The organism is Trichlorobacter ammonificans, from assembly GCF_933509905.1.
In the GTDB taxonomy this organism is placed as follows: Bacteria; Desulfobacterota; Desulfuromonadia; order Geobacterales; family Pseudopelobacteraceae; genus Trichlorobacter; species Trichlorobacter ammonificans.
In genome coordinates this window covers 2036349-2060400 of sequence record NZ_OW150024.1, presented here as the reverse complement: position 1 = coordinate 2060400, position 24052 = coordinate 2036349, and the positions used below count along the sequence as shown (strand labels likewise).

The 24052-nt window shown below is 62.4% G+C and carries 22 protein-coding genes; 2 read left to right on the top strand and 20 right to left on the bottom strand.

Translation table 11 applies throughout. The features are described 5' to 3' along the window. The first annotated feature begins 213 nt into the window (after positions 1–213). Positions 214–1947, top strand: a complete 1734-nt coding sequence (locus RAK07_RS09275) for a sensor histidine kinase (protein ID WP_305732553.1) — start codon at positions 214–216, stop codon at positions 1945–1947. 4 nt (positions 1948–1951) lie between these two features. Continuing rightward, positions 1952–2623: a response regulator gene (locus RAK07_RS09270; RefSeq protein ID WP_305732552.1), complete on the top strand. Its 672-nt coding sequence runs from the start codon at positions 1952–1954 to the stop codon at positions 2621–2623. A 38-nt stretch (positions 2624–2661) separates the two neighbouring features. On the opposite strand, the gene RAK07_RS09265 is transcribed toward RAK07_RS09270, so the two are convergent. From RAK07_RS09265 to RAK07_RS09170, 20 genes are all read right to left on the bottom strand, one after another. Further along, entirely contained in the window at positions 2662–3348 is a 687-nt protein-coding gene (locus tag RAK07_RS09265) for a sulfite exporter TauE/SafE family protein (RefSeq protein WP_305732551.1), read from the bottom strand. Further along, positions 3345–3503, bottom strand: coding sequence for a cbb3-type cytochrome oxidase assembly protein CcoS (ccoS, locus tag RAK07_RS09260; RefSeq protein ID WP_305732550.1), 159 nt, complete (start codon positions 3501–3503; stop codon positions 3345–3347). Before ccoS ends, RAK07_RS09265 begins: the two co-directional genes overlap by 4 nt. Further along, positions 3496–5919 carry a heavy metal translocating P-type ATPase gene (locus tag RAK07_RS09255; protein WP_305732549.1) on the bottom strand — a complete coding sequence of 808 codons (2424 nt, stop codon included), beginning with the start codon at positions 5917–5919 and terminating at the stop codon, positions 3496–3498. The genes ccoS and RAK07_RS09255 overlap by 8 nt, the downstream gene beginning before the upstream one ends. Then, complete coding sequence (locus RAK07_RS09250; protein ID WP_305732548.1) at positions 5916–6107, bottom strand: FixH family protein; 192 nt, start codon at positions 6105–6107, stop codon at positions 5916–5918. Before RAK07_RS09250 ends, RAK07_RS09255 begins: the two co-directional genes overlap by 4 nt. 12 nt (positions 6108–6119) lie before the next feature. Then, on the bottom strand, positions 6120–7331 hold the full coding sequence (locus tag RAK07_RS09245; RefSeq protein WP_305732547.1) for a 4Fe-4S dicluster domain-containing protein: 1212 nt from the start codon (positions 7329–7331) through the stop codon (positions 6120–6122). A 136-nt stretch (positions 7332–7467) separates the two neighbouring features. Further along, a complete protein-coding gene (locus RAK07_RS09240; RefSeq protein ID WP_305732546.1) occupies positions 7468–7962 on the bottom strand; it encodes a c-type cytochrome in 495 nt (164 codons plus the stop codon). A gap of 45 nt (positions 7963–8007) precedes the next feature. Next, entirely contained in the window at positions 8008–8196 is a 189-nt protein-coding gene (locus tag RAK07_RS09235; RefSeq protein WP_305732545.1) for a cbb3-type cytochrome c oxidase subunit 3, read from the bottom strand. Between the two features lie 13 nt (positions 8197–8209). Continuing rightward, positions 8210–9070 (bottom strand): cbb3-type cytochrome c oxidase subunit II, encoded by an 861-nt coding sequence (locus RAK07_RS09230; protein WP_305732544.1) that lies wholly within the window; start codon positions 9068–9070, stop codon positions 8210–8212. Positions 9071–9083: 13 nt separating this feature from the next. Continuing rightward, positions 9084–10487 (bottom strand): cbb3-type cytochrome c oxidase subunit I, encoded by a 1404-nt coding sequence (locus RAK07_RS09225; protein ID WP_305732543.1) that lies wholly within the window; start codon positions 10485–10487, stop codon positions 9084–9086. A 251-nt stretch (positions 10488–10738) separates the two neighbouring features. Next, positions 10739–11794, bottom strand: coding sequence for a cytochrome d ubiquinol oxidase subunit II (gene cydB / locus RAK07_RS09220; RefSeq protein WP_305732542.1), 1056 nt, complete (start codon positions 11792–11794; stop codon positions 10739–10741). 3 nt (positions 11795–11797) lie between these two features. Then, the gene (locus RAK07_RS09215) at positions 11798–13144 is read right to left on the bottom strand and encodes a cytochrome ubiquinol oxidase subunit I (RefSeq protein WP_305732541.1); all 1347 of its coding nucleotides are present in this window, start codon (positions 13142–13144) and stop codon (positions 11798–11800) included. Positions 13145–13512: 368 nt separating this feature from the next. Then, positions 13513–15177, bottom strand: a complete 1665-nt coding sequence (gene cydC, locus RAK07_RS09210) for a thiol reductant ABC exporter subunit CydC (RefSeq protein WP_305732540.1) — start codon at positions 15175–15177, stop codon at positions 13513–13515. Next, positions 15174–16874: a thiol reductant ABC exporter subunit CydD gene (cydD, locus tag RAK07_RS09205; protein ID WP_305732539.1), complete on the bottom strand. Its 1701-nt coding sequence runs from the start codon at positions 16872–16874 to the stop codon at positions 15174–15176. Before cydD ends, cydC begins: the two co-directional genes overlap by 4 nt. Positions 16875–16880: 6 nt before the next feature. Then, positions 16881–17852, bottom strand: coding sequence for a DUF4140 domain-containing protein (locus tag RAK07_RS09200; protein ID WP_305732538.1), 972 nt, complete (start codon positions 17850–17852; stop codon positions 16881–16883). Next, entirely contained in the window at positions 17849–18313 is a 465-nt protein-coding gene (locus RAK07_RS09195; protein WP_305732537.1) for an EVE domain-containing protein, read from the bottom strand. The genes RAK07_RS09200 and RAK07_RS09195 overlap by 4 nt, the downstream gene beginning before the upstream one ends. A 170-nt stretch (positions 18314–18483) precedes the next feature. Beyond that, positions 18484–19725, bottom strand: coding sequence for a DUF1015 domain-containing protein (locus tag RAK07_RS09190; protein WP_305732536.1), 1242 nt, complete (start codon positions 19723–19725; stop codon positions 18484–18486). 18 nt (positions 19726–19743) lie between these two features. Then, positions 19744–20664 (bottom strand): NlpC/P60 family protein, encoded by a 921-nt coding sequence (locus RAK07_RS09185; RefSeq protein ID WP_305732535.1) that lies wholly within the window; start codon positions 20662–20664, stop codon positions 19744–19746. A 6-nt stretch (positions 20665–20670) separates the two neighbouring features. Beyond that, positions 20671–21790, bottom strand: a protein-coding gene (gene prfB / locus RAK07_RS09180) for a peptide chain release factor 2 (RefSeq protein WP_305732534.1) whose coding sequence is annotated in 2 segments (ribosomal slippage) — positions 20671–21720 and positions 21722–21790 — 1119 coding nt in all. Because the reading frame shifts where the segments join, the coding sequence is not laid out codon by codon here. 90 nt (positions 21791–21880) lie between these two features. Then, on the bottom strand, positions 21881–22879 hold the full coding sequence (locus tag RAK07_RS09175) for a methyltransferase (protein WP_305732533.1): 999 nt from the start codon (positions 22877–22879) through the stop codon (positions 21881–21883). A 95-nt stretch (positions 22880–22974) separates the two neighbouring features. Further along, positions 22975–23931, bottom strand: a complete 957-nt coding sequence (locus RAK07_RS09170; RefSeq protein ID WP_305732532.1) for an acetyl-CoA carboxylase carboxyltransferase subunit alpha — start codon at positions 23929–23931, stop codon at positions 22975–22977. Between the last annotated feature and the right edge of the window lie 121 nt (positions 23932–24052).

Below are 24052 nucleotides of genomic sequence, written 5' to 3'. Positions count from 1 at the left end.
ATTGCATAATAAATTTAACTTAATGTCGCTGCTCGGTTTTGGTTCCTTGACTGTGAAGTTGTTTTTTGGTTTACTGGGCCGTACGCAGGGCGGGTGTTCAGCAGCCGAAACAGCAGATGCCGGCTGCAGTGACCAGCCTGTTTTGGTTGTGTGGGGGGGCGTGTGCCGGCCGGCGCAACGGAGCATGACAGAAGCACGACGCGAGGTGGGGGTATGTGGCACTTGGTGCTGACCAACAAGAACATCGTGATAGTTATCACCTTCATGCTCTCGTTCTGCCTTTTCACTGCAATTACGGTTGTCGACTACATCTACCGGCTGTCTGACTACAGGTTTTATTCGAAGTCCGTCTTTTCCATGATCGACCAGTCGTTCAAGAGCGAGGTTGAGCAGCTCAGCAAGCGAAAGACTAATTATATGAAGGCCATCTTCCGGGATAATGACATTGCCGGGATGGTGCGTGATAACAACGTCGAAGCGTTGAAAAAGGTATATGACCCGGTATATGCCAATTTCAGGCACCGTTTGGTGCCGGTCATTCTGCTCACCGTCGTCGATGCGCAAGGGCGCGTCCTGTACCGCAAATCGGACATGGCCGTTGACCAAGGGATGGAAGGCAGAATATCCGGCACTTTAAAACATGTTCTGGAGCACAAACGGCAGGTTTCCGGCTTTGAAAGTGATTTTTTACCGTTTTGGTATGACTCCGGATTCCCGATCATCGACACGAAGACCGGGCAGATGGTTGGTGCGCTTGAGGTGGGGCTGGATCCCGAATGGTTCCAGTTCAAGTTAGGCTGGGTCTTTGAAGGTCTCAGATCCGCCATGGTTGTTAAGGACACGACACTGCAAGGATGCACGCCTGAAAATACTACGCTGGCCTGCTACCGTTTCATCGAAAAGACAGTGTTGCCACTGAAAGATGTGCAGTTTTTTTCCGACGTCATGCCACAGGTCGCCATGAGTTCTGACTTTTCGGAAGTCACGGTAGGGCAGGAGCATTTTCTGGTCAGCCCCTCGTTGCGCTTCAATAGTCATGACGGTCAGGAGGCCGGCCGATTTCTCGTGGCCTACAACATGACCAGCTTCAAGAAGAAACAGTGGGTATACCTGTACACCCGTCTCATGTTCTTCCTGCCGGCCATCGTCATGTTGCTGACCGTGATCTACATCGGTTTCCGCAAACACGAAAAGATCATTAACGAAAAAAATCGTCAACTGGCGCAGAAGTCGAAGAACGCGGCCCTGGGCGAGATGATTGGGTATATCGGCCATCAATGGCGGCAGCCGCTGCATACCCTTTCTCTTGCGGTGCAGAACATCGAACTGCACAGCCGGCTGGGACAGCTGGACGAGGCGCTGCTCAGGCAGCAGGTCGATCTGGCCAACCAGAACATCAGCTACATGTCACATATCATTGATGACTGGCGCGCCCTGCTGATGTCCGGCAGCAGCCGGCAGGAGATTGACCTGCAGGCATCTGTCGAACGCGCCATCTCCGTGGTCCGCCCGATTATGGAACAAAACCGGATCACCATCGAAAACCGGATCAGTGCTCCGGTGCTGACCATGGGGTTTGTGAACGACCTGATGCAGCTGTCGGTAAACCTCCTGTTGAACGCCAAGGACCAGTTATGCATGATAGAGGGGGGGCGCGTGATCCTGATCACCTGTAGCGAGGAAAACGACAGAATGGTGACGGTCAGGTTTCAGGACAGCGCTGGCGGCATTCCACAGCACTTACTGAAACGGGTGTTCGAGCCGTATGTGACAACAAAAGACAAGGCTGATGGCACCGGGCTGGGACTGTACCTGTGCCAGCAGATTGCTGAAAATCTTGATAACGGAAAAGTCTGGGCGGAGAATAGTCCGTTCGAGCTGAACGGTACGCACTATTTCGGTGCCTGCATCTGCCTGCAGTTTTCCCGGCTCGCTGCCAAGGAGTAACTCCATGAACGTCAAAGCTCTCAAGGATATTGCGGTCATTTGTGTCGATGACGAACCGGATGCTCTGGGACAGATGCATCTTGCGCTGCACAGTTTCTGCAAAAGCACGATCTGCGTGGGGAGTGCGGAGAAGGCACTGGAGATGATTGAGGCCGAACCTCCCGACATTGTTGTGACCGATGTGCGGATGGCCCATATGTCGGGGATCGAGCTGCTTGAAGCAGTCAGATCCCGCTATCCTGAGATAGCGGTGGTGATTGTTTCGGCCCATTCCGAGGTGGAGTATCTGCTGGCGGCCATACGCCTGAAAGCCGACGGCTACCTGATGAAGCCGATCAACCTGTATGAACTGCTGGAACAGTTGTCAAAAATTGCTGAGCAGAAGATGGTCAAAACCGAACTCGACCAGAAGAACCTGCTGCTGAGGCTGCTCAACACCATCGGCGGCAAGCGGGTGCAAATCATCGAGTATATTTTTTCCAAGCTTGATAAGGATCTGGTCTTTTATGGGACCTACGATGAGATTGCTGCGGCACTCAACGCCAGCAAGCCCACCGTCGTCAGCGCGTTCCAGTCGTTGATTGAAAATGGTGTGCTGGTGCGGATCAAGAATGGCGCGTACAAATTGAATACTGAAATGAGCAGTCTTGCTGAAGGTCTGGATTATCTGGAGTAGGTAGAACCGCGTGATGCATGGCCACCCCGCGAATCACGTCACCACAGGTTAAACCCGTAGATCATTCCCATCCGCTTCAGCACCCGTAGCAGCCCCATCAGGCCGATGGCGGCGATAAGTACCCCCAGCAGCCGGAACATGACGCTCCTGAAAACAGCGGAGATCGCACCGGTGGCTGAGCCGAAGACCATCAGAATCGGTACGGTTCCCAATCCCAGGGCCAGCATCATCACCCCCCCGCGCAGGGGGCTGCCGTTTGACGCAGCCACGGCCAGGGGGCCGTAGATCATGCCGCAGGGAAGAAAACCGAGCAACAGCCCCACCGGCAGAAAGGCCAGGGAAGAATCACCGGAAACGGCCCGCCGCAGCGGTCCGGCAAAGAATCGGGCGGAACCGCTTTCAAGGGAGTTCAGTCCCCAGGAAAAGCCGAAGGCCGAGGCAAGCCCGATGGTGATAACCATGAGGTTGGCGGCCAGCCCCAGCCAGACACCGACAGCCCGCATGGCGGGCAGGCTGAGGGAGGCGCCGATGAGTCCGGCCGCCACGCCGAGGAGGGTGTAGGTGGTGATTCTGCCGATGTTGTACATGAGCAGCGACAGGGCGCGGGAACGACTGGAGCCGCTGCTGGCGGCCATGGACAGGGCGGCCACGATGCCGCCGCACATGCCGATGCAGTGAAAGCTGCCGGCCAGTCCGGCCAGAAAGGCGAGCCAGATTTCGGTCATTTTTTCTCTCCTTCGTCGTCGTCATCCAGCATGCGGTGCTTGGGGCGCTCCAGATCGTCGAACTCACCCTTTTTTACCCCCCAGACAAAAAACAACCAGCAGCCGCAGCCCAGGAACAGGGAGAGGATCATCAGCAGGATCAGGGATTCATCCATGGCGGTTCACCGTTAAACGTACTGAATTGCCCACCACGCACAGCGAACTTAAGGCCATGGCCGCTGCGGCGTAGATCGGGGTGAGGGTGCCGTTCATGGCCAGGGGGATCCCCACCAGGTTGTAGCAGAAGGCCCAGCCCAGGTTCTGGCGGATCACCGCCATGGTGCGCCGGGCGATGCGGTGCGCCGTGACCAGCCGCTGCAGGTCGGGGCGGGCCAGCACCAGATCGGAGGTTTCGATGGCGATGTCGGTGCCGCCGGCAATGGCGCAGCCCACATCGGCAGCGGCCAGGGCCGGAGCGTCGTTGATGCCGTCCCCCACCATCAGCACGGTGTGCCCCGCTCTGCGCCGCTGCTCGACAATGGCGGTCTTGTCGGCCGGGGAGAGTTCCCCCATGCCGTCCGCCAGGCCGAGGGCCGACGTCGTGAAGTCCACCGTTTCCTGCCGGTCACCGGACAGCAGCAGACCGCTGACCCGCTGCCGGCGGAAGTAGTGCACCACACCGGGAGCCTCCGGCCGCAAGCGGTCGCTGAGCAGGATGCAGCCGACATAGCGGCTGTCACGGCCCGCCAGGACCACGGTGCCGCCGGGGGAGGGAAGCGGCAGGTCCGGCAGACCCGTTACGCCGCACTCCTGAAGGAAGCGGGCGCTGCCCACCGTTACCGGCCGTCCGTCCACGTTGCCGGTGACGCCGCCCCCTGCCACGGTGCGCAGTTCCGTGGCCTGTAGGGACGGCAGGCCGGATTCCCGGGCCTGCAGGGTGATGGCGATGCCGGCCGGGTGGCGGGTGCCGCTTTCCACGGCAGCCGCCAGGGACAGCAGCTCCTGTGCGGTGAGCCCGTCAGCAGGGCGAATCTCCTCCACCCGGTGCGTGCCGCAGGTGACGGTGCCGGTCTTGTCGAAGAGTACCGTGTCGATCCGGCTCAAATGCTCGAGAATGTCGCCCCCCTTGAAAATCACGCCCCGGGCCGCGGCCGCACCGGTACCGGCCACGATGGCGGTGGGGGTGGCCAGCCCCAGGGCACAGGGACAGGCGATCAGTAGCACCGCCAGGGAGGTCATCAGAGCCGGGGCAAAGGGAGTACCCAGGTGCAGATAGTACCAGGCAAAGGTTGCAAGGCCCAGGATCAGCACCACCGGCACGAACAGCGCCGCAATCCGGTCCGCCAGTCCCTGGATCGGCGCCCGGCGGCTCTGGGCTTCCTCAACCAGCCGCGCCACCCGGGCCACGAAGCTTTCCGTTGCCGGCCGTTCGCAGATCATTCGCACCGTACCGGTAAGGTTGATGCTGCCGGCGATCAGGCCGTCCCCCGGCTGTTTCGGTACCGGCACCGCCTCGCCGGTGGCCGGCGATTCGTCCACATCGGCCGATCCCTCCAGGAGCCTGCCATCCACCGGGAACCGTTCCCCGGCCCCCACCAGCAGCAGATCGCCGACCCGTATGTCGGACAGCTCCACCGCTTCCTGGCGATGCCCGACCAAGCGCACCGCCCGTCCGGCGATGAGTTGCAGCAGTCGCTCCGTTCCGCTGCAGGCCCGCCGCTTGGCATGAGTTTCCATGAGGCGGCCGGCCAGGATCAGGGTGACGATCATGGCGGCGGTCTCGTAGTAGACCTCGCCGCCGCTCAGGGAGGCGTGGATGCTGTAGCAGAAGGAGGAAAGGGCGCCGATGACGATGAGCAGATCCATGGTGGGGGCGCCGTTTTTCAGGCCGCGCCAAGCACCGGCCAGAAAGGGCCAGCCGGCATAGAAGATCACCGGGGTCGTCACCAGCAGGGAGAACAGTTGCAGAACCTGCTTGATCTCCGGGCCGATCCCCTGGAGGTAGCCGGCGTAGAGGGCAAAGGAGTAAGCCATGAGCTGCATGGTCAGGAAGAAGGCGGTGCCGAACCGGATCAGCAGGTCGCGCTGCTCGCGGGCCGCGCTCTCTTCCGCAGCCGAGCGGGAATAGGGGCGGGGGTGGTAGCCGAGCCAGCTGATCCGGCGGCAGAGTTCCGCCGGCGTGATCCTGTCCGGGTCAAAGCTGACATGGGCGCGGCTGGTGGCGTAGTTCACCCGTACGCCGGTCACTCCCTCCTGCTGTGCGATGAATTTCTCATTGAGCCAGACGCAGGCTGCGCAGCGGATGCCGTCAATGATCAGGTCCAGCGAGGCGAGGGAGCCGGAGCGGCGCACACAGGGGGCAAGCCGGTCATCGTCGAAGGTGTCGTCAAAGGCGTCGGAGGATACCCCCGGTTCCCGCCAGTCGCGGCGGCGGTAAAAGGCGTCAAGCCCGGCCCCGCTGATCAGGAGGTAGGCCCCCCAGCACCCCTTGCAGCAGAAGCGCAGTCTCTCGGCGCCCCGCTGCTCCTCCACTACCACGCCCGGCGGTATCGCGGCGCCGCAGTGGTAGCACAGGTCCGGCGATACGGTCACGGCCGGTTCACCTGCTCCTGCCGCACGGTTTCGCCATAGTGCAGGCCCTTGCGGTAGTAGTCGGGGTCAACCACCGGGCTGACCTTGCGTGCGGCAATGATCAGCGTCACGATCTGGGCGCCGATGAACACCACCACCAGCGCGGCCAGGATGATTTTCCAGGGGGTGCCGCCCGATCTTTTCGTCATGGTCGGTTGCTCCTAGGGTTCGAGAATGGTGAGTGTCGCCACCGCCACCGTGGTGCCCTGTCGCTGCAGCAGCAGCCTGACGGTACTTCCCTGCGGCAGGGCGCCGTCGACGCGCAGTATCAGATCCACCCGGCGGTTGTCGTTGGCTGCAAGGCGGACATTGCTCGGCCCCAGCAGGTCAACCGCGCCCTCCGGCAGGGCGGCACTCAGGTCGTAGACCGCAGCATGGCGGGAGCGATTTTCGATGAAGACCGTCACAAAGTTGAGCAGCCTGCCGTCCGGCATCCGCTGCGCTTGGACCGTATCATTGCGACGGACTTTGAGGGTCGCCTCACGACGGGTGAGAACTCCCGCCGCCAGTGCGGCGCAGAGTGCCAGCACGAGACCGCCCAGCACCAGGGAGCGGAGGTTGAGGGGCCGTCCTCCTCCCTGGGCCATGGTGCCGAACGTATAGTGGATCAGGCTGGTGGTGCCCCGCTTCTCCATCACGGCCTGGCAGGCGTCGCGACAGCGGCCGCAGTTGATGCACTCAATCTGCAGGCCGTCCCTGATGTCGATGCCGGTGGGACAGGCCCGTACACAGGCGCCACAGCGGATGCACTCAGCCTTTCGGGCGGGGTTCATCTCCAGGGTGAGGGTGTTGCGGTCCATGGCCATCACCTGGATCCTGCCGTAGGGACAGACCGTGGTGCAGAAGGTCCGGCGCACCAGGGCCAGATCCAGATAGACCAGCAGCATGGTGCCGGCAAGGGAGATACCGGCTACCATGCCCAGGCGGCCGCTCAGCAGTCGTTCGAGGAACTCGGCCGGGGGGATGAAATACCAGACCAGGTTCGCCCCCACCAGGAAGGCGAGAATGAGAAAGAGCAGCTGACACGTCAGGCGGGGGAGCAGGGTGCCGGGCAGTAGCCGGCCACTCTGACGGGTCAGGAACTCCGCCAGGTCCGACAGCGTGGTCTGGGGACAGAGCCAGCCACACCAGACCCTGCCGAACATCATGGTGACAAAGAGAAAAAGAAAGACCAGCAGCAGGGTGACGAGCAGGAAGAGGTAGAACTCCTCGATCCGCAGCGCGGCACCGAAAACGTGGAGCGTGCGGCTGGCGGCGTCAAGCCGGAGCAGCGACTCTCCACCCACCTGCAGGAAGGGAACGAGCAGCAGTAGGAGGGTGGAGAGCCATTGGACCAGCTTCCGGTAGGGGGCGATACGAACGACCGATTCCATATCACCGTGTCTTCTTTGTGGGCTCGTTGTCGGCTCCCCGGCGTACTATCATGTACGCTGGCGGAGTCGTGCTTTTCGCCATTTTGACTCCATTGTTGCTCTGAAATCGGTATGCCGTCGTCATACAACCGTTACGTCACAGCGAAAGGAGGTATTTGACCACGCCTTCCAACTTTTCGTGGGAAAGGTCGTTCCTGAAGCCGGGCATGCCGCCGGGGCGGCCGTTTGCCACCGATTCGGTGACCGCCTGTTCCGAACGCCCATACTTATACTGCTTTGCGGTCAGGTCGGGACCGATCCCCCCCTTGGCGTCGGCGCCGTGGCAGGCGGCGCAGCGGGCTGCGTACTCCTTTTTGCCCGCGGCGATGTAGTCGGCCAGGGCTCCTTCCTTGTGGGCTCCGGCTCCGCCGGTCTGCGGTGCGGAAGCTGCGGCGTTGGCAGCAATCGCCTGTTCCTGGGCCGCCTTTTTCGCGGCGAATTCCGCTTCGGAGCTCCAGCCGCTGAACAGGTAGTAGCCCATGAAGCAGACCCCCCAGACCAACAGGCCGGCCAGGAGCAGTTTGAACACCGCCGGCATCCGGTCGTCGGCCTTGTAACTGATACCGTCATACTCTTTATGTTCATCGGACATCGCTAACCTCCTGGTGTGTGCTTCCGCTTCCAGATCAAAGCGTTCTCATCTGTGGTGTGAAGCCGGCATGTCATGCGTTGCGGTTGCTGCGGGTTCATCCTCATCCAGCATCCGGTACTTGGGGAGCTCCCCCCGTTCCCGGTTCCTGCTGCTGTAGGTTCTCGCCACGATCCAGGCGAAGATGGCGAATAACAGCAGGGTGACGCCCAGGTAGTAGATACTTGCCAGCATCATGGCTGCTTCCCTCCTACTGTGCCTGAATGAAGGTGACCAGTTTCCATACCTTGTCCGTGCCCAGGGTGTCGCCGTAGGCCGGCATGCCGTTCTCGTCGATGCCGCTGTAAATAGCTTTGAAGAGGTCGGCATCGGCCTTGCCGCTCTTGAGCAGACCGGGGCCCACCTCTCCCTTCAGGTCGGCTCCGTGGCACTGGGCGCATTCACGGGCGTAGATCGCCTTGCCCTCGTTCAGCACGACGGTATCCTTCTGGGCATGGGGATTCTTCAGGTCGCCGGTAAGGGCGGCCTGCTTCGCCTTACGCCAGGGGATGTCGTTGCCCAGCTTCTGCATATAGGCAACCAGGGCGTCCATTTCGGTTTTCCCTTTCAACGCCTCCAGGTCGGCCGGGGTGTAGGGAAATTTCAGTGCCTTCATCTTGCGCTCGCTCAGGCTGCTGTCCAAGGGGCGGTTCAGGAAGGCGTAGGCCGGCATGTTGGTCTTGGGCACCATGGACTTGGGATCGGCCATATGCTTGTAGTGCCAGGCATCCGGATACTTGCCGCCGATACGGGCCAGATCGGGACCGGTGCGGCGGGACCCCCAGAGATGGGGTTGGTCGTAGATGAATTCTCCGGTTTTTGAATAGTCGCCGTAACGTCCCACGTCCGACAGAAGCGGCCGCACCGTCTGGGTATGACAGTTGTTGCAGCCTTCACGGATGTAGATGTCCCGACCCTCAAGCTGCAGCGGAGTGTATGGCTTGACCGACGCGATCTTCAACTTCGGATCGTTGATCCACTTGAAGGGAGCTATCATGGTGATGATCGTGCCGACCAGGATGGTGGCGGTAGCGAGCAGCAGAAACAGGAGCGGCTTTTTCTCGATGGTCATGATATCTCCTTTCCTAGGCTTTGGTTTCGACCGCAACGCTGGAGCCGCCGCTGATGGTCTTGATGATGTTATAGAGGAAGATCAGCAGGCTGACCAAGTAGATGATGCCGCCCACCGCCCGTCCCTGCCAGTAGGGGTAGAGCTCCACCAGAGTCTCCATGAAGGTGTAGTGCAGGCTGCCGTCGGTATTGGTGGCGTTCAGCATGGCAGCTTGCTGCACGCCGGCGATCCACATGGTGACGGAGAAGATCAACTGGCCGATCACTGCCAGCCAGAAATGCAGGTTCACCAGCGCTACGCTGTAGATCTCGCGGCTGTACAGCTTGGGAACGGTATAGTAAATGGCGGCGAACAGCACCAGGGAGACCCAGCCCAGGGTACCCATGTGGACGTGGCCGGGTACCCAGTCGGTGTAGTGGATGAAGGCGGAGAAGGTGCGGATGGCCTGGGAGGGACCCTGCAGGGTCTGCAGACCGTAGAACGTGATGCCGAAAATCAGGAACTTGACCAGATAGTTTTCCCGCATCTGGTGCCACTGGCCGTTCATGGAGAAGTAGCCGTTGAATACCGCCGCCCAGGAGGGGGCGATCAGCATGATGGAGAAGGCCATGGCCAGGGTCTGGACCCAGTCGGGGATCGGAGTCCAGAGCAGGTGGTGGGCACCGGTCCAGAGGTACATGAAGATCAGGGACCAGAAGGCGATCACCCCCATGCGGTGGCTGTAGATCGGTACACCGGTGGATTTGGGCAGGTAGTAATAGAATATGGCCAGGGGCGGCAGGGTCAGCACCATGGCTACGGCGTTATGGCCGTACCACCATTGCACGTTGGCGTCGTTGGAGCCGGCAAAGGCCGAGTAGGATTTGAAGAGCGACACCGGAATGGCGGCGTTGTTCACCAGGTAGAGCACCGCCACACCGATCAGGCTGGCCAGAATATACCAGAGGGAGATGTACATCTGCTCCTCTTTACGCTTGATAACGGTCATGATGATGTTGATGGAGAAGATCACCCAGAGTACCACCACCAGCAGGGCCACCGGCCATTCCAGTTCGGCATATTCCTTGGAGCGGTTCATGCCCAACAACAGGGTCACCGCCGCCAGCGCGATCACCACGTTGAAGAGATAGAGCTGGAACTTGGCCAGTCCGGGACTCCAGAGCGGCGTCCTGGTGAGCCGTTGGGTGATGTAGAGGTAGAAGGCCATGAAGCTGCCGATTCCCCAGCCGAAGATACCGGCGTTGGTGTGGATCGGACGGAGCCGTCCGTAGGTGAGATAGGGGGGGATGTTCAGCTCGGGATACGCCAACTGCAGGGAGATGAACACTCCCAGAAGTATGGAAACCGTTCCCCAGATGATACTCCAGGTGACGAATCCCTTGACGACGTCATCCACATACCCTTCCTGCTGTTTCATGGTGACCTCCTGGCGGTAATGATGCGGTCTGCGTAATCGGAGTAAGTTTATCCTAAAAAATATTGATTTCAACCCCATATCCATAGAACAATGGTTTAATTGCATGGTTTTTCGGCAGTGTTTTCGGGGATGCCGGGACTATGTGCTTAAAAAACAATCAATGTGCTGGAGCGGACTGTGGGAAGCACTGTGGCCATCCCCATTCGGAGATGGCCACAGCAGGGGGGGAAGCAGGCCGTCAGACCAGTGCTTCAGTAGGCATGGGGGTCCTGAAGAACATCCTCGCGACGCAGCGGTGCCCTGAAGATGCGGTAGACCCAGATCTTGTAGCAGATCACGATCGGTACGAAGATCAGTGCCACCACGGTCATGATCTTCAGGGTGAGCAGGCTGGACGATGAGTTGAAGATGGTCAGGTTCGAAGCCGGATCAAGGTTTGACGGCAGCAGGTTCGGGAACAGACCGGTCACCCCGGTGAACACCACGAAGACGATGGTCAGGCAGGAGAAGATGAACGCCTTGCCGGTTTCCTGTTTGCCGGCAAACAGCTTCACCAGCAGCAGGGAGGCAACGGCCACCACCGGAATCACCAGCAGCAGCGGTACCTTGAGGAAGTTGTCGTACAGCCGGGTGGCGGGCCAGGTGTAGCCCAGGAAGACCACGGCGATGAACAACAGGGCCGGCCAGAGCTTGTTGGCCATGGCGGCGGCCCGGGCGCTCAGGTCCCCCGTGGTCTTGAGCGAAATATAGAGGGCGCCGTGCACGGCAAAGAGCAGCACGAAGAGGACACCGGTCACCAGACCATACGGGTTGAGCAGACCGAGCAGCGAGCCCTCGTAGCTGAACTGCAGGGTGGCAAAGTCGTTGCGCATCGGAATGCCCCGGAAAATATTGCCGAAGGCGACACCGAAGAGCAGTGCCGGCAAGAAACTGCAGACCACAATCGCCTTATCCCACAGCCCCTTCCAGGAGTCCCCCGGAAGTTTGCCGCGGAACTCGAAGGAGACGCCACGGACGATCAGGCTGAACAAAAGCAGGATCAAGGCCGAATAGAGGTTGCTGAACATCAGGGCGTAGGTTGTGGGGAAGGCGGCAAAGGTGGCGCCGCCGGCGGTGAGCAGCCAGACTTCGTTGCCGTCCCAGACCGGTCCCACGGCGTTGATCAGGATGCGTTTCTCGGTGTCATCCTTGGCAATGAAGGAGGAGAGGAAGCCGGTACCCAGCACGAAGCCGTCCAGCATGAAATAGACGGCCCAGAGCACACTCCACAGTACGAACCAGGTGATTTGAAAGACGGATATATCCATGGTTTATGCCCCCTCGCCGAGATTGAGAATTTTTGAGGTGTCCGTGTCGGGACCCTTTTTCGCGTATTTGGTCAGCAGGTAGATGTCGACGGCGCCCAACAGGCCGTACAGCACGGTGAAGCCGAGCAGCGACAGGGCCACCTGGGTGGCGGTGATCGATTTGGAGACCGCGTCGGCGGTTTTCATCACGCCATAGACGATCCAGGGCTGCCGTCCCAGCTCGGCGACCAGCCAGCCGAGCTGCTGGGCCAAGTAGGGGGCGGGAATCGCCAGCACCATGATCAACAGGAAACGGCGGTATTCGGTGAAGTTCTCCTTGCGGGAGAGAATAATGGCGACCAGGCTGGCCAGGATCATGAAGGTGCCGATGCCGACCATCAGCCGGAAACTGAGGAAGGTGGGCAGCACGGGGGGGCGCAACTCCTTGGGGAAGTCCTTGAGTCCCTTGATTTCGGCGTTGGGATCCTTGAATGCCAGGAAGCTGAGAGCATTCGGAATACAGACCTGCTCAACGGAGTTGCATTCATTGGTCACATCGGGGAAGAGCAGCAGGTTCATACCCACACCGCGCTGGGTTTCCCACTGGGCTTCCATGGCGGCGAACTTGGTGGGCTGGGTCTTGGCGATATCAACGGCGTGGAAGTCGCCGGAAACGGCAACGATGATCGAAGCCACAAAGCCCCAGACCGCGGCCATCCGGAAGGAGCGTTTGAAAAACTCCACCTCGTTGTTGCGCCGCAGGTGCCAGGCGGATACCCCCATGACCAGGAAAGCGGCCAGGGCATAGCCCGACAACAAGGTATGAAAAAACTTGATCCAGCCGTAGGGATTGGTGACCACGGCCAGGAAATCGGTCATTTCCGCCCTGCCGTTGCGGATGGCAAAGCCGACCGGGTGCTGCATCCAGGCGTTGGCCAGCAGAATCCAGAGGGCGGAGAGGTTGGTGGCGATGGCGGCCAGCCAGATGGCGGTTGCATGGACCTTTTTGGAGACCTTGTTCCAGCCGAAGATCCAGACGCCGATGAAGACAGACTCCAGGAAGAAGGCGAGGGTGGCTTCGATGGCCAGGGGGGCGCCGAAGATGTCACCCACGTACCGGGAGTACTCCGACCAGTTCAGACCGAACTGGAACTCCATGGTGATGCCGGTGACCACCCCTAGGGCGAAGTTGATCAGAAACAACTTTCCCCAGAACTTGGTCATGCGCAGCCAGGTTTCGTCGCCGGTGGTGACGTACTTGGTTTCCATCCAGGCGGTCATGATGGACAGGCCGAGCGTCAACGGTACGAATATCCAGTGAAACATACCGGTTGCCGCAAACTGCAACTGACTGAGCGTGACTACATTCATACTTCCTCCCCGAGCATAGATTGTACCGCAGGTGCATACCTCCGGTAACGTGTCGTGCGAATCCGGATTTCGATGTGGCCCCTCTCCAGTGTAGGGCGATAGCTTCGTTGGCTTTTCGACGTACGGTCGCAGGTGCGCGGCACCGCCTTGATCCCATCCGTGCGCGGAGCTGGGGGAACCAGCGTCAAACGGGATCCCCACCGAAACAGTCGGCAGGAACACGCGACAGCACGCCAAGTATCGGTACACGAAAAATCGGTAATGAACTGGAATTTGGGTCCGGTGTTTTTGAATAAAAACAAATAAGACCTTTTTTATCCTTAATCTGGAAAATCAAATTGTCAATAGAAAAATGTGGCAGGTGCTGTTTACGGGGGAGAGCTGGGCCGTCCCAGACGGACCACCGTGTCGCCCAATGCCAGGCAGGCGGGGCGGTGGCTGATCACCAGCAGGGTGGTTTCTGCGGAATGTCGGAATCGTCGCTGCAGGCACGTCACCACTTCCTGCTCGGTTGCCGCGTCCAGTCCTTCGGTCGGTTCGTCCAGCAGCACGATGGGAGCTTTCTTGAGCAGTGTCCGGGCCAGGGCGATACGGCGGGCTTCGCCGCCGGAGACCGCCGAGCCGTTGATGCCCACCGGCGTATCCAGTCCCTGAGGAAGGGACGCAATCCAGGAGTGCAGACCGCTGTCCACAAGCACCTGTTCAAGCGCTTCTTCCGGCAGTTCGCTTCCATCCAGCGTCAGGTTGTCCCGGATGGTGCCGTTCAGCAGGTGGGGGCGCTGGGGCAGCGCCGTGATCATGGTGCGCAGGGCATCCTTTGGCAGGTCGCGCAACTCCACCTCCCCCAGGAGGATGCTGCCGTCATAGTCACGAAAACGGAGCAGCAGGTCAAAGAGCAGGCTTTTACCGCTGCCGCTGGGACCGGTGAAGACGACGCTGCCTCCCGCCGGCACGGTCAGGCGAAGATCCTGCAGCACCGGCTGCTCCGGCAGGTAGGAGGCGGAGACCTGTCGGAAAACCACGCTGGCGTCCCGTGGGATGGGGGCCGGCCCGGCTGCATCGGCAACCGGCAGGGGGGCGTCGGCCAGCTCAAAAATGCGGTTTGCTGCCGCCAGGGCTCCGGGGAGCAGGTGCAGGGCGGCGGGAAGCTGGCTTACCGCTTCGAAGAGAGCGGCGGCACAGAGCAGCAGCATGGCCAGCCAGGGGCCGGGAATTTCGCCGGCAGCCACCTGCACGCCGGCTGCCAGCAGAACCGCCGCGCCGGCCGCGCCGGCACAGGCCTGCATGCCGCCGTTGGAGAAGCTGCCGATCCGGCCCAGCCGTTCCTGGCTGGCCACCAGTCGGGCGGAGAGTTCCTCGACGGTTGCGGCCTGCCGCTCCACCGCGCCCAGGAGGATCAACTCCTCGATCCCCTGCAGCCCCTCCGTTACCCGGCTGCGCAGTTCGGCGGCATGGTGGACCGCTTCCCGTCCCGGTCCCTCGGAGCGGCTGCGAAGTACCAGCGGCAGCAGGACGCCGGCACCGACCAGAAACGGCAGCAGTGCCAGGGCGGCGGGAGGGCTGAACCAGGCAAGGAAGAGGAGACCGCCGGCCAGGGTGAACCAGCCGGTGACCAGGGGGGCAAGGATGCGCAGATAAAGATTTTCCAGGGCATCGACGTCGGCACGCAGCCGTCCGGCCACGTCGCCGCCGGCATGACGTTCAAGCGCGGCCGGTGCCAGCGGTGCCAGCCGGTTGAAGAGCCATACCCGTAGGGAAGCGAGGATCCTGAACGTGGCCCCGTGGGTCACCAGGCGTTCGGCGTAGCGTCCCACCGTGCGGACAATGGCCAGGAAACGGATGCCGGCCGAGGGGAAGAAGAAGTTGAAGGCTGTCCCGCTGGCGCCGGCAACGGCCATGGAGGCGATGAACCAGCCGGACAGGGCCATCAGCAGTGCATTGGCGGACATGACCAGCATGCCCAGCAGGATGCCGCAGATCATCCAGAACCACTGGCCGCGGGAGAGCCGCAGGAAGCGCAGCAGGCTCTTCACCGTTCACCTCCCCGGTCGATCCGTCCGTCGACCAGCTCCACCACCCGGTCAGCGCAGGCCAGTGTCGCCTCGCGGTGGCTGATCAGCAGCACGGTCCGCTTGCCGGCCAACCGTTGCAGGGCCTGGCAGACCAGCCGTTCGTTGTCGGCATCAAGTCCCGCGGTCGGCTCGTCCAGGATCAGCAGGACGGCGCGGCGCAGGCAGGCCCGGGCCAGGGCCAGCCGTTTCAGTTCACCGCCGGAGAGACCGGCGCCCCGGTCCCCCAGGCGGGTGTCCAGCCCCTGGGGCAGCCGCGCGATGAACGAAGCGGCGGACGCTGCTTCCAGCGCGGCGGCAATCTCGGCCTCATCGGCGTCGGGGCTCCCCAGCAGCAGGTTTTCACGGATGGTGGCGGCGGTAAAATAGGGCGCCTGGGGAACCCAGGCGAGGCGGGCGTGCCAGGAGGCCGGAGCACACTCGTTCAGATCGCGGCCGTCGATCAGGATGCGGCCCGCTTCCGGACGCACCAGACCGGCCAGCAGCCGGGCCAGGGTGGTCTTGCCGGCGCCGCTTTCCCCGGCCAGGGCGGTGATGCCGCCGGCCGGCAGGATCAGGGTGATCTCCCGCACACCGCCCCGCGAGCCGCCGTACCGGAATGAGACGTTCTCGAAGGTCACCGCAGGGGGAGTGGTCGCGGCAGGGAGCGTGCCCTCGAAACCGGCGGGCAGCGGTCGGTACAGCAGGGGGGCGATCCGCTCCGCAGCGGCTGCGCCCTGCAGCCGGGCATGGTAGGAAAGCCCCAGGCTGCGCAACGGCAGGTAGAATTCAGGGGCCAGCAGCAGCACGAACAGCCCCTCCTGGAGGGAGAGAACACCCCAGAGCAGCCTGAATCCGATGATCACCGCCACCACGGCGGTACCCACCGTGGCGAAGAATTCCAGCGCCAGGGCGGAGAGAAAGGCGACCCGCAGCACCGCCATGGTGGCGATGCGGTAGTCGGCTGAAATGCGGGCCACCGCCGCTGCCTGATGCTTGACGGCACCGAAGATGAGTAGATCCGGCAGGCCCTGCACCAGGTCCAGCAGATGACCGGCCATGCGGGAGAGGCGTTCCCAGAGACGGCGGTGGAGGCGTTCCGACCCCCGACCGATCAAAACCATGAACAGGGGGATGAACGGGGCGGAAAAAAGCAGTACCAGCCCGGCTCGCCATTCGGCAGGCAGCACGACCAGCAGGAACAGGCAGGGGAGCAACGCCGCCAGCACGGCCTGGGGCAGGAAGCGGGTGATGTAGGGCTCCAGCTCGTCGACCCCCGTGGTGACCGTCTCGGCCAGGGGCGCGCTCTCATGCCCCACCAGTCCGGCCGGGCCCAGTGACTGGAGCTTCCGGTAGAGGCGGTTGCGGATCGACTGCTTGATACGGGCGGCAGCAGCGGCAGAGCGCTGTTCCAGAACGATGGCCACCATCCCGCGCCCCGCTGCCAGCACCAGCAGCAGAACCGCCAGGGGAATGATGGCCGCCGGCGCGCTCTTTTCCATGATCAGCCGTTGGCAGGCCGTTGCCAGCAGAAGGGCCTGGGCGATGGTCAGAAGCCCGGTGACGGCGGCACAGCCCACGATCCAGCGCAGGTGGCGGTGAACGGAACGGGCCTCGCCGCGCAGCCACTGTTCGGCATCCGCAGGGGCAGTGCCGCTTGTTGCGGGGCGTTCGTCAGGCATGGTGCGTCAGGGAAGTGAGATCTTTGCCGTGGCGTCGCCGGCAAGGGCGGGGAGCAGCACGGTGCCCAGGTATTCGCCGGCCACGTAGAGCGCCGCCTCGCCGGCGGCCAGGGGGGTGCCGCTGTTGTTTCTGATGAGGAACTGGCAGGAGGGGAGGGGGGCGTTGACTGTTCGCTCCTGCTCCACCGGCAGACGCCACTGCGCCAGGCGGACCGGGCCGGCGGCCGTTACCGGCAGTGCCTGTTCCTGCCGGCTGCCGCCCAGGGAAGCGTTGACCACCCGGACAGCGTACCCCTCCGGCAGAACGGGAAGCCGGGCCAGTAGGGTCAGCAGGGCGAAGCCGTCCCCCTGCAGACGGATATCGTAGGAGGGGGTCCAGGCGCCTTCCGCCAGCACGGCGGCGATCCTGATACGGGGGGCCGGCGCCGTGATCCTGACGGTGGGGCCGCCGGTCACCGCTTTCTGCACCGCGGCGAGGCGGGCTTCGACCCGTTTCAGTTCCTGGATGGTACGGCGCCGGGAGGTATTCACCGCCTCCAGTTGGGCGATGGCGAAATCGGTCCCTTGGCGCACCGCCGCCAGGGGATCGGGGTTGGTCTTGGTCTTGCGCGGAGTTTTGGAACTCTGGGATTTTGCCGCAGCGGCGAATATCTCCTCGCGAGTGTCCAGCGCCTTCAGGCGGTCCTCCAGGCGGCTTTTCTGCTCGGTCAGGCTGTCCAGCTCCTTCTGCTGTTTTTCCGGCAGCCTGAACGGAACCAGTTCCACCCGGCCGATGCTGCCGCCGTCCAACGGCTTCACCCGCAGGCTGTTCTCCCGGATCGGTGCCGGCAGGGAAAACTCCGTGCCTCCCTTGCGGACCGTTACCTCCTGCTCGATGAGAATGCCGTCGCTGTACACGGTGATTTCACGCGGAGCAGCCATGGCGGTCGACGTCATGACAAAATAGGTCAGGACTATGAGCAGGTGACGTACGTTCATCGGAGCCCTCCCAGGTGCAGAATCAGGTTGAACTGTTCTTCGGTTACCGGCTGCACCGAGAGACGGCTGCGGTTCACCAGCGGCATGGCGGCAAGAAGCGGATGCTCACGGATCACTGCCAGCGGTACTTCCCGGGGCAGCGGCCGGTCGGCCCGCACATCCACCATGTACCAGATCGGTTTTTCGGCGGTTGCTCTGGGATCGAAGTGGTCGGCGCGGGGATCCAGGGCGGTGTGGTCCGGGTAGCCGTCCCGCACCACGGTGCACAGCCCCACCACCGCCGGCTCCGGAATGGAACTGTGGTAGAACAGCACCCGGTCGCCGCTCTTGATCTCGTCGCGCAGGAAATTGCGGGCCTGAAAGTTGCGGACTCCGTCCCAGTGCTCGATACCGCCGGGACGGGCTTGCAGGTTGGTGAAGGAGAAACAGGCCGGTTCGGATTTGAAGAGCCAGTAGCGCATGGAACGCCTCCTGTGCCGGACGAGCTGGAAACCATTGAAAAAATCAGAAGCAATGGCACGCGGATCAAATCTGATTTCAGCGGATATGCGCGGATAAACCGGAGAATGAAAATAAATCAGCGTGAATCCGCCCGATCCGCGTTATCCGCATGCCATTGCTTGTTATACATTTACGACAGCAGATGCACGAACAGCCCGCTGCGTAACTTCGGCTCAAACCAGGTGGATTTGGGCGGCATGATCCGGTCCTCGTCGGACAGTTCGATCAGCTCGGTGATGGAGGTGGCATGCAGGGAAAAGGCCACGGCATAGTCACCGCCGTCCACCAGCCGTACCAGCTCGTCGAGCCCCCGGATCCCCCCCACGAAGTTGATCCGCTTGTCGGTGCGGGGGTTCTCGATCCCCAGTACCGGGTTGAGCAGTCGTTGCTGCAGGATGGAGACATCCAGCCGCTCCACGGTATTACTCTCGTCCACCAGTTCCGGTCGGGCCGTCAGCCGGTACCAGCGTCCCCCCAGGTACATGCCGAACTGGTGGCGGCAGGTGGGGGCAACCGCCGCGGCCGCCTCCTCCACCGTGAAGGCGCTGCCCACCTCCGCCAGGAACTGCGCGCTATCGCGGCCGTTTAAGTCCTTCACCACCCGGTTGTACGGCATGATGTTCAACTGGCTTTCCGGGAAGATGACGGTGAGGAAGTAGTTGTACTCCTCCTCACCGCTGTGGGCCGGATTGACAGCCTTGCGCAGATCCCGCACCCGTGAGGCGGCGGCGCTGCGGTGGTGGCCGTCGGCAACGTACAACCGGGGAATGGCGGCAAACAATCCGGTCAGCCGGTCGATGACCTCTTGGTCCGGCACCACCCAGAGGGTGTGGGAGACGCCGTCGGAGGTGGTGAAATGGTAATCGGGCTGTTCAAAGGTAGCAGCGGCCAGAATCTCCTCCACCTCCGGGTTGCTGCGGAAGATATAGAAGACCGGCTCGTCGTTGGCATCCAGCAGGTCGATATGCCGGACCCGGTCCTCTTCCTTGTCGGCCCTGGTCTGCTCGTGTTTCTTGATCACCCCGGACTGGTAGTCGTCCACGGCGGCGCAGGCCACCAGGCCGGTCTGAACCACAGACCCCATCCGCTGACGGTAGATGTAGTAGCAGGGGGCCGGGTCCTGGATCAGCACTCGCCGGTTCAGGAAATCGGCCAGGTTGGTTTTTCCCTGCCGGTACACCTGCTCATCGTAGGGATCGACACTGGCCGGCAGATCGATCTCGGGCCGGGAGACGTGCAGGAAGGAATCGGCGTTGCCCGCCGCCATGGCGCGGGCCTCCTCCACATCCATGACGTCGTAGGGGAGTGCCGCTACCCGGGCGGCCAGATGGACGGGGGGACGGAGCGCCATGAAAGGTCTGATGCGTGCCATGGTAACAATCTCTCCTGGTTATTGGAAATAACGGCGGGCGCCGACAAAACGGCGCTCGAAATAGGATTCGCCGATGGAGGCGGTACGGATTTCCTCACCCCGGCGGGGGGCGTGGACGAATTTGCCGTTGCCGACGTAGATGCCGACATGGTTGATGGAGCTTTCCGAAGTGCCGAAGAAGACCAGATCGCCGTCCCGCAGCTCCTCTTTGGGAATCGCATTGCCCGCCTTGAACTGCTCGCGGGAAGTACGGGGAATGTTGATGCCGCACAGGTTGTAGACGGCCCGGGTGAAGCCGCTGCAGTCCATGCCGTCCACCACCGTGTCTCCGCCCCACTGGTAGGGAATACCGACGAACCGCTCGGCGGTACGGGCGGCGATGAAGCCCATGTCCCGTTCTCCCGCTTTCGGAGGCGGGGCGGGGCGAGCGGTTTCCGGCGCTTCCACCGGCAGCCCCAGCTCGTTGGTGCGACCGGCGGGAGCAGGGGGACGGTAACCGGGCAGCCGGGTGTCGGTGGCCGGGCGATGTGTCGGGGCTGGCTTGGAGGCGCTGAACACCACCTCCCGGGGCGGAGCGATGTAGTAGCTCTCGATCAACCGGTCGGCCACCAGGCGGTTGGCCGCGGCCCGCGCCTTCTCCCTGCTGGGAAAATCACCGAAGCGGACGGCGTAGATGCCGTTGTCCTTGCGGTAGTAGAACGCCTCGATCCCCTTGGCCTGCAACTGCGTGGTGAATCGCTCCGCATTCTTGACGTCGGAAAAGGCTCCCATCTGGATGGCGAACCCCAGACTGCTGACCCCTTTGGCATATTTCACGCTGCTGCCGGACCTGATCTCGGCGTTGCCGCGCTTGAGGGACGGCGGCGTGGCGCAGCCCGGGGCGGCGGTCAGGGTCATGATGGCTGCAATCAGCACTCCTGTACGTACGGCATGGTTCATGGCACGTTAGTCCTCGTCCTTCACGTCGCGGCGCACTCCCATCAGGAAGGGGATCACGAACTGATCCAGATCGCCGTCCAGCACCACGTCCGGGGTGGGGGACTCCACACCGGTACGCAGGTCCTTCACCATCTTGTAGGGGTGCAGCACGTAGGAACGGATCTGGCTGCCCCAGCCGATCTCCTTCTTCTCGCCGGCCAGTTCCGACGCCTTGGAGCTGCGTTCCTCCAGTTCCCGCTCGTAGAGCTTGGCCAGCAGCACCTTCATGGCCGTGGCCCGGTTCATGATCTGGCTGCGCTCCGACTGGCAGGCCACCACGATGCCGGTGGGGATATGGGTGATCCGCACCGCCGAGTCGGTGGTGTTGACGTGCTGGCCGCCGGCGCCGCTGGAGCGGTAGGTGTCCACCCGCAGGTCCGAATCCGGCACCTTGATGTCGATCTCCTCCTCCTCGATCTCGGGAAACACGAACACCGAGGCAAAGGAGGTGTGACGGCGGTTGTTGCTGTCAAAGGGGGAGAGGCGCACCAGCCGGTGTACTCCGGCCTCGGCCTTCAAGTGGCCGTAGGCGTATTCGCCGCTGACGCTGAAGGTGGCGGATTTAAGTCCCGCTTCCTCGCCGTCCTGGTAGTCGGTGATGGTGGTTTTCCATCCCTTCTTCTCGCAGTAGCGCAAGAGCATCCTGAGCAGCATGCCGGCCCAGTCCTGGGACTCGGTGCCGCCGGCGCCGGAGTTCACCGAGACGAAGCAGCCGTTTCGGTCGTGGGAGCCGGAGAGCATGCGCTGGAATTCAGCCGCTTCAACTCCCTCCCGCAACTTGTCGTTCATCTGGTGAACTTCAGCCAGGGTCTCCTCGTCAGCCGCCTCTTCCCCCAGTTCGATCATCACCCGCACATCCTCGGCCTGACGGTTCAGGCTGTCCCAGGTGGTGATCAGTTTTTCCAGGGTGGTCCGTTTTCTCAGAATATCCTGGGACCCGGCAGGGTCGTCCCAGAAGCCGGGGGCGGCGATCCGGGCGTCCAGCTCCTGCAGTTCTTCCCGTTTGACATCAAGGTCAAAGGGACCTCCGGAGCGATGAAATACGACCGGTCAGGTCGTCGAGCAGTGTGTGTTCTTCACGAAACATGAAAACTCCCTGGGTATGAAAATCAGTGGCTACTATCGTCCGACAGGTGGCGACCCGTCAAGGGGTTTGTCCTGCGGTGTCGCCCGACACTCAGACGGTTCCCGCCATGATACCGGCACCGTTGGGCAGCTCCAGGGGCAGACGCCCGACGTCGCGCAGACCGGCCGCAGTCATCAGTTCCGTCAGTTCCGCCCCGGAGTAGGACTGTCCCCGCGAGGTTCCCAGCAGCATGTTCAGAGAGAACAGCGCCGGAAAGAGGGGGCCGTCCTTGGAGTCGTCAAGGATGAACTCCTGCACCAGCAGCAGGCCGCCCGGCTCAAGGGCGGCAACGGCCTTGGCCAGCATCCGGGCACAGTGCTCGGGACCGTCGGCATGGAGCACGTGGGAAAGCCAGGCAACATCGAAGCCGCCGGGGATGTCGCTCTGGTGGTAGTCGCCGTCATGGAAGGCAACCCGGTCGCTTAAGGCCGCGGCGCCGATGACCCGCTCGGCAAAGGGGCGGGTGGAGGGGAGGTCGTAGACCGTTGCCGTCAGGCCGGGATACTGCCGGCAGAAGGCCACGGCATAGGTGCCGGGGCCGCCTCCCAGGTCCAGCAGCCGCTTCCTGCCGGTCAGGTCGATGCCGGCGGCAATGCGGGGGGCCAGCAGGGAGGCCAGGTTGAACATCCCCATCAGGAAGCTCTCCCGCACCGAGTCGTCGCAGGCATTGATCACCGGGTCCCGCAGCGGGCCGCCGTTGCGCACCGCTTCATCCAGCCGGGACCAGCCGGCCATCAGGTGATGGTGATGCATGATGATATGTCCCAGGTACTCCGCAGAGGAGCGGGAGAGAAAGCGGGACGCTGCCGGCTGCGCCTCGTAGCGGTCAGCCTGTTTTGTCAGCAGCCCCAGGGCGGTCAGGGCGTCCAGCAGCATGGCAAGAGCCCGCGGTTCCAGGTGCTGACGCTCGGCCAGCTCTGCTGCCGTGCCGGGCTGCCCGGCCAGGGGAGTGAACAGGTCAAGGGCGACCCCGGCATGCAGTGCGCAGGTGGCCCAGTAGCTGCCGGAAAGCTGGAGCAGGTCGGCAGGGGTGTGCAGGTCCGGTGTCATGGGGTGTTCCTTTCCTGAACGTGAGACCGGAAGAGGCGGCCGTCGGGCCGCCTCTTCCAGGGCAGGTGATGCACAACGATTTCCCGGGCCGCGGACTACTCCACAAAGCGGGACATGGCCCGGAACTTCTGATAGCGGTCCTCAACCAGCTGTTCCGGCGTCATCTGCTGCAGTTCGGCCAGGTGCCGACGGATGGCTGAACCCAGGGCCTGGGCCGTGGCTTCGTGATCGCGGTGGGCGCCACCCACCGGCTCGTGGATGATTTCGTCGATGACACCGAGCTGAATGATGTCCTGGGCAGTGGGCTTCAGCGCCTCGGCTGCCTGCTGTCCCTTGGTGCCGTCGGACCAGAGGATGGCGGCGCATCCTTCCGGCGAGATAACGGCATAGACGGAGTGCTCCAGCATCAGCACCCGGTTGCCCACGGCAATGGCCAGGGCTCCGCCGGAGCCGCCTTCGCCGGTGACGCATACAATGACCGGCACGGTCAGACGGGCCATCTCCCGCAGGTTGCGGGCAATGGCTTCCGCCTGGCCCCGCTCTTCGGCGCCGATGCCGGGATAGGCGCCGGGGGTGTCCACAAAGGTGATGATCGGCAGCCCGAACTGCTCCGCCATCTGGAACAGGCGTAGCGCCTTGCGATACCCTTCCGGGTTGGGCATGCCGAAGTTGCGGAAGACCTTTTCCTTGGTGTCCCGTCCCTTCTGGTGTCCCACCACCATCACCGGCTGGCCGTCGAAGCGGGCCAGGCCACCGACAATGGCATGGTCGTCGCCGAAGTTACGGTCGCCGTGCAGTTCGGAGAAATCGGTGAACAGGTGCTTGAGATAGTCCAGGGTAAAGGGACGGTTGATATGGCGGGCCACCTGGGCCTTCTGCCAGCGGGTGAGGTTGTTGAAAATCTCGATCCGCTCGTTTTCCACCTTTTTTTCCAGAGCCTCCAGCTCGGTGGAAAAGTCCATGCCGTCGCCGGCCAGCTTGCGCAGCTCCTCGATCTTTTTCTCCAGTTCCGCAATCGGCTTTTCAAACTCCATGTAGACAGTGGCTGCCATATCAGCACCTCATGATCAGATATATTTAATTGATATACGCTACAATAGTGGCGCAGGAATGTGGATTTTTTCGTTCTGGTTGCGGCAGGCAAGGTGTTACGCGGAGGCGTACCCGTGTGGT

What these genes read in the sequence shown, in the direction of transcription:
- RAK07_RS09190 (WP_305732536.1), bottom strand. Translation starts at nt 19,725, where the DNA reads ATGGCACGCATCAGACCTTTCATGGCGCTCCGTCCCCCCGTCCATCTG.
- ccoS (WP_305732550.1), bottom strand. Translation starts at nt 3,503, where the DNA reads ATGGATGAATCCCTGATCCTGCTGATGATCCTCTCCCTGTTCCTGGGC.
- RAK07_RS09270 (WP_305732552.1), top strand. Translation starts at nt 1,952, where the DNA reads ATGAACGTCAAAGCTCTCAAGGATATTGCGGTCATTTGTGTCGATGAC.
- RAK07_RS09215 (WP_305732541.1), bottom strand. Translation starts at nt 13,144, where the DNA reads ATGAATGTAGTCACGCTCAGTCAGTTGCAGTTTGCGGCAACCGGTATG.
- RAK07_RS09245 (WP_305732547.1), bottom strand. Translation starts at nt 7,331, where the DNA reads ATGGAATCGGTCGTTCGTATCGCCCCCTACCGGAAGCTGGTCCAATGG.
- cydD (WP_305732539.1), bottom strand. Translation starts at nt 16,874, where the DNA reads ATGCCTGACGAACGCCCCGCAACAAGCGGCACTGCCCCTGCGGATGCC.
- RAK07_RS09230 (WP_305732544.1), bottom strand. Translation starts at nt 9,070, where the DNA reads ATGACCATCGAGAAAAAGCCGCTCCTGTTTCTGCTGCTCGCTACCGCC.
- RAK07_RS09170 (WP_305732532.1), bottom strand. Translation starts at nt 23,931, where the DNA reads ATGGCAGCCACTGTCTACATGGAGTTTGAAAAGCCGATTGCGGAACTG.
- RAK07_RS09195 (WP_305732537.1), bottom strand. Translation starts at nt 18,313, where the DNA reads ATGCGCTACTGGCTCTTCAAATCCGAACCGGCCTGTTTCTCCTTCACC.
- cydB (WP_305732542.1), bottom strand. Translation starts at nt 11,794, where the DNA reads ATGGATATATCCGTCTTTCAAATCACCTGGTTCGTACTGTGGAGTGTG.
- RAK07_RS09265 (WP_305732551.1), bottom strand. Translation starts at nt 3,348, where the DNA reads ATGACCGAAATCTGGCTCGCCTTTCTGGCCGGACTGGCCGGCAGCTTT.
- RAK07_RS09235 (WP_305732545.1), bottom strand. Translation starts at nt 8,196, where the DNA reads ATGATGCTGGCAAGTATCTACTACCTGGGCGTCACCCTGCTGTTATTC.
- RAK07_RS09240 (WP_305732546.1), bottom strand. Translation starts at nt 7,962, where the DNA reads ATGTCCGATGAACATAAAGAGTATGACGGTATCAGTTACAAGGCCGAC.
- RAK07_RS09200 (WP_305732538.1), bottom strand. Translation starts at nt 17,852, where the DNA reads ATGAACGTACGTCACCTGCTCATAGTCCTGACCTATTTTGTCATGACG.
- RAK07_RS09225 (WP_305732543.1), bottom strand. Translation starts at nt 10,487, where the DNA reads ATGAAACAGCAGGAAGGGTATGTGGATGACGTCGTCAAGGGATTCGTC.
- RAK07_RS09185 (WP_305732535.1), bottom strand. Translation starts at nt 20,664, where the DNA reads ATGAACCATGCCGTACGTACAGGAGTGCTGATTGCAGCCATCATGACC.
- RAK07_RS09175 (WP_305732533.1), bottom strand. Translation starts at nt 22,879, where the DNA reads ATGACACCGGACCTGCACACCCCTGCCGACCTGCTCCAGCTTTCCGGC.
- RAK07_RS09250 (WP_305732548.1), bottom strand. Translation starts at nt 6,107, where the DNA reads ATGACGAAAAGATCGGGCGGCACCCCCTGGAAAATCATCCTGGCCGCG.
- RAK07_RS09275 (WP_305732553.1), top strand. Translation starts at nt 214, where the DNA reads ATGTGGCACTTGGTGCTGACCAACAAGAACATCGTGATAGTTATCACC.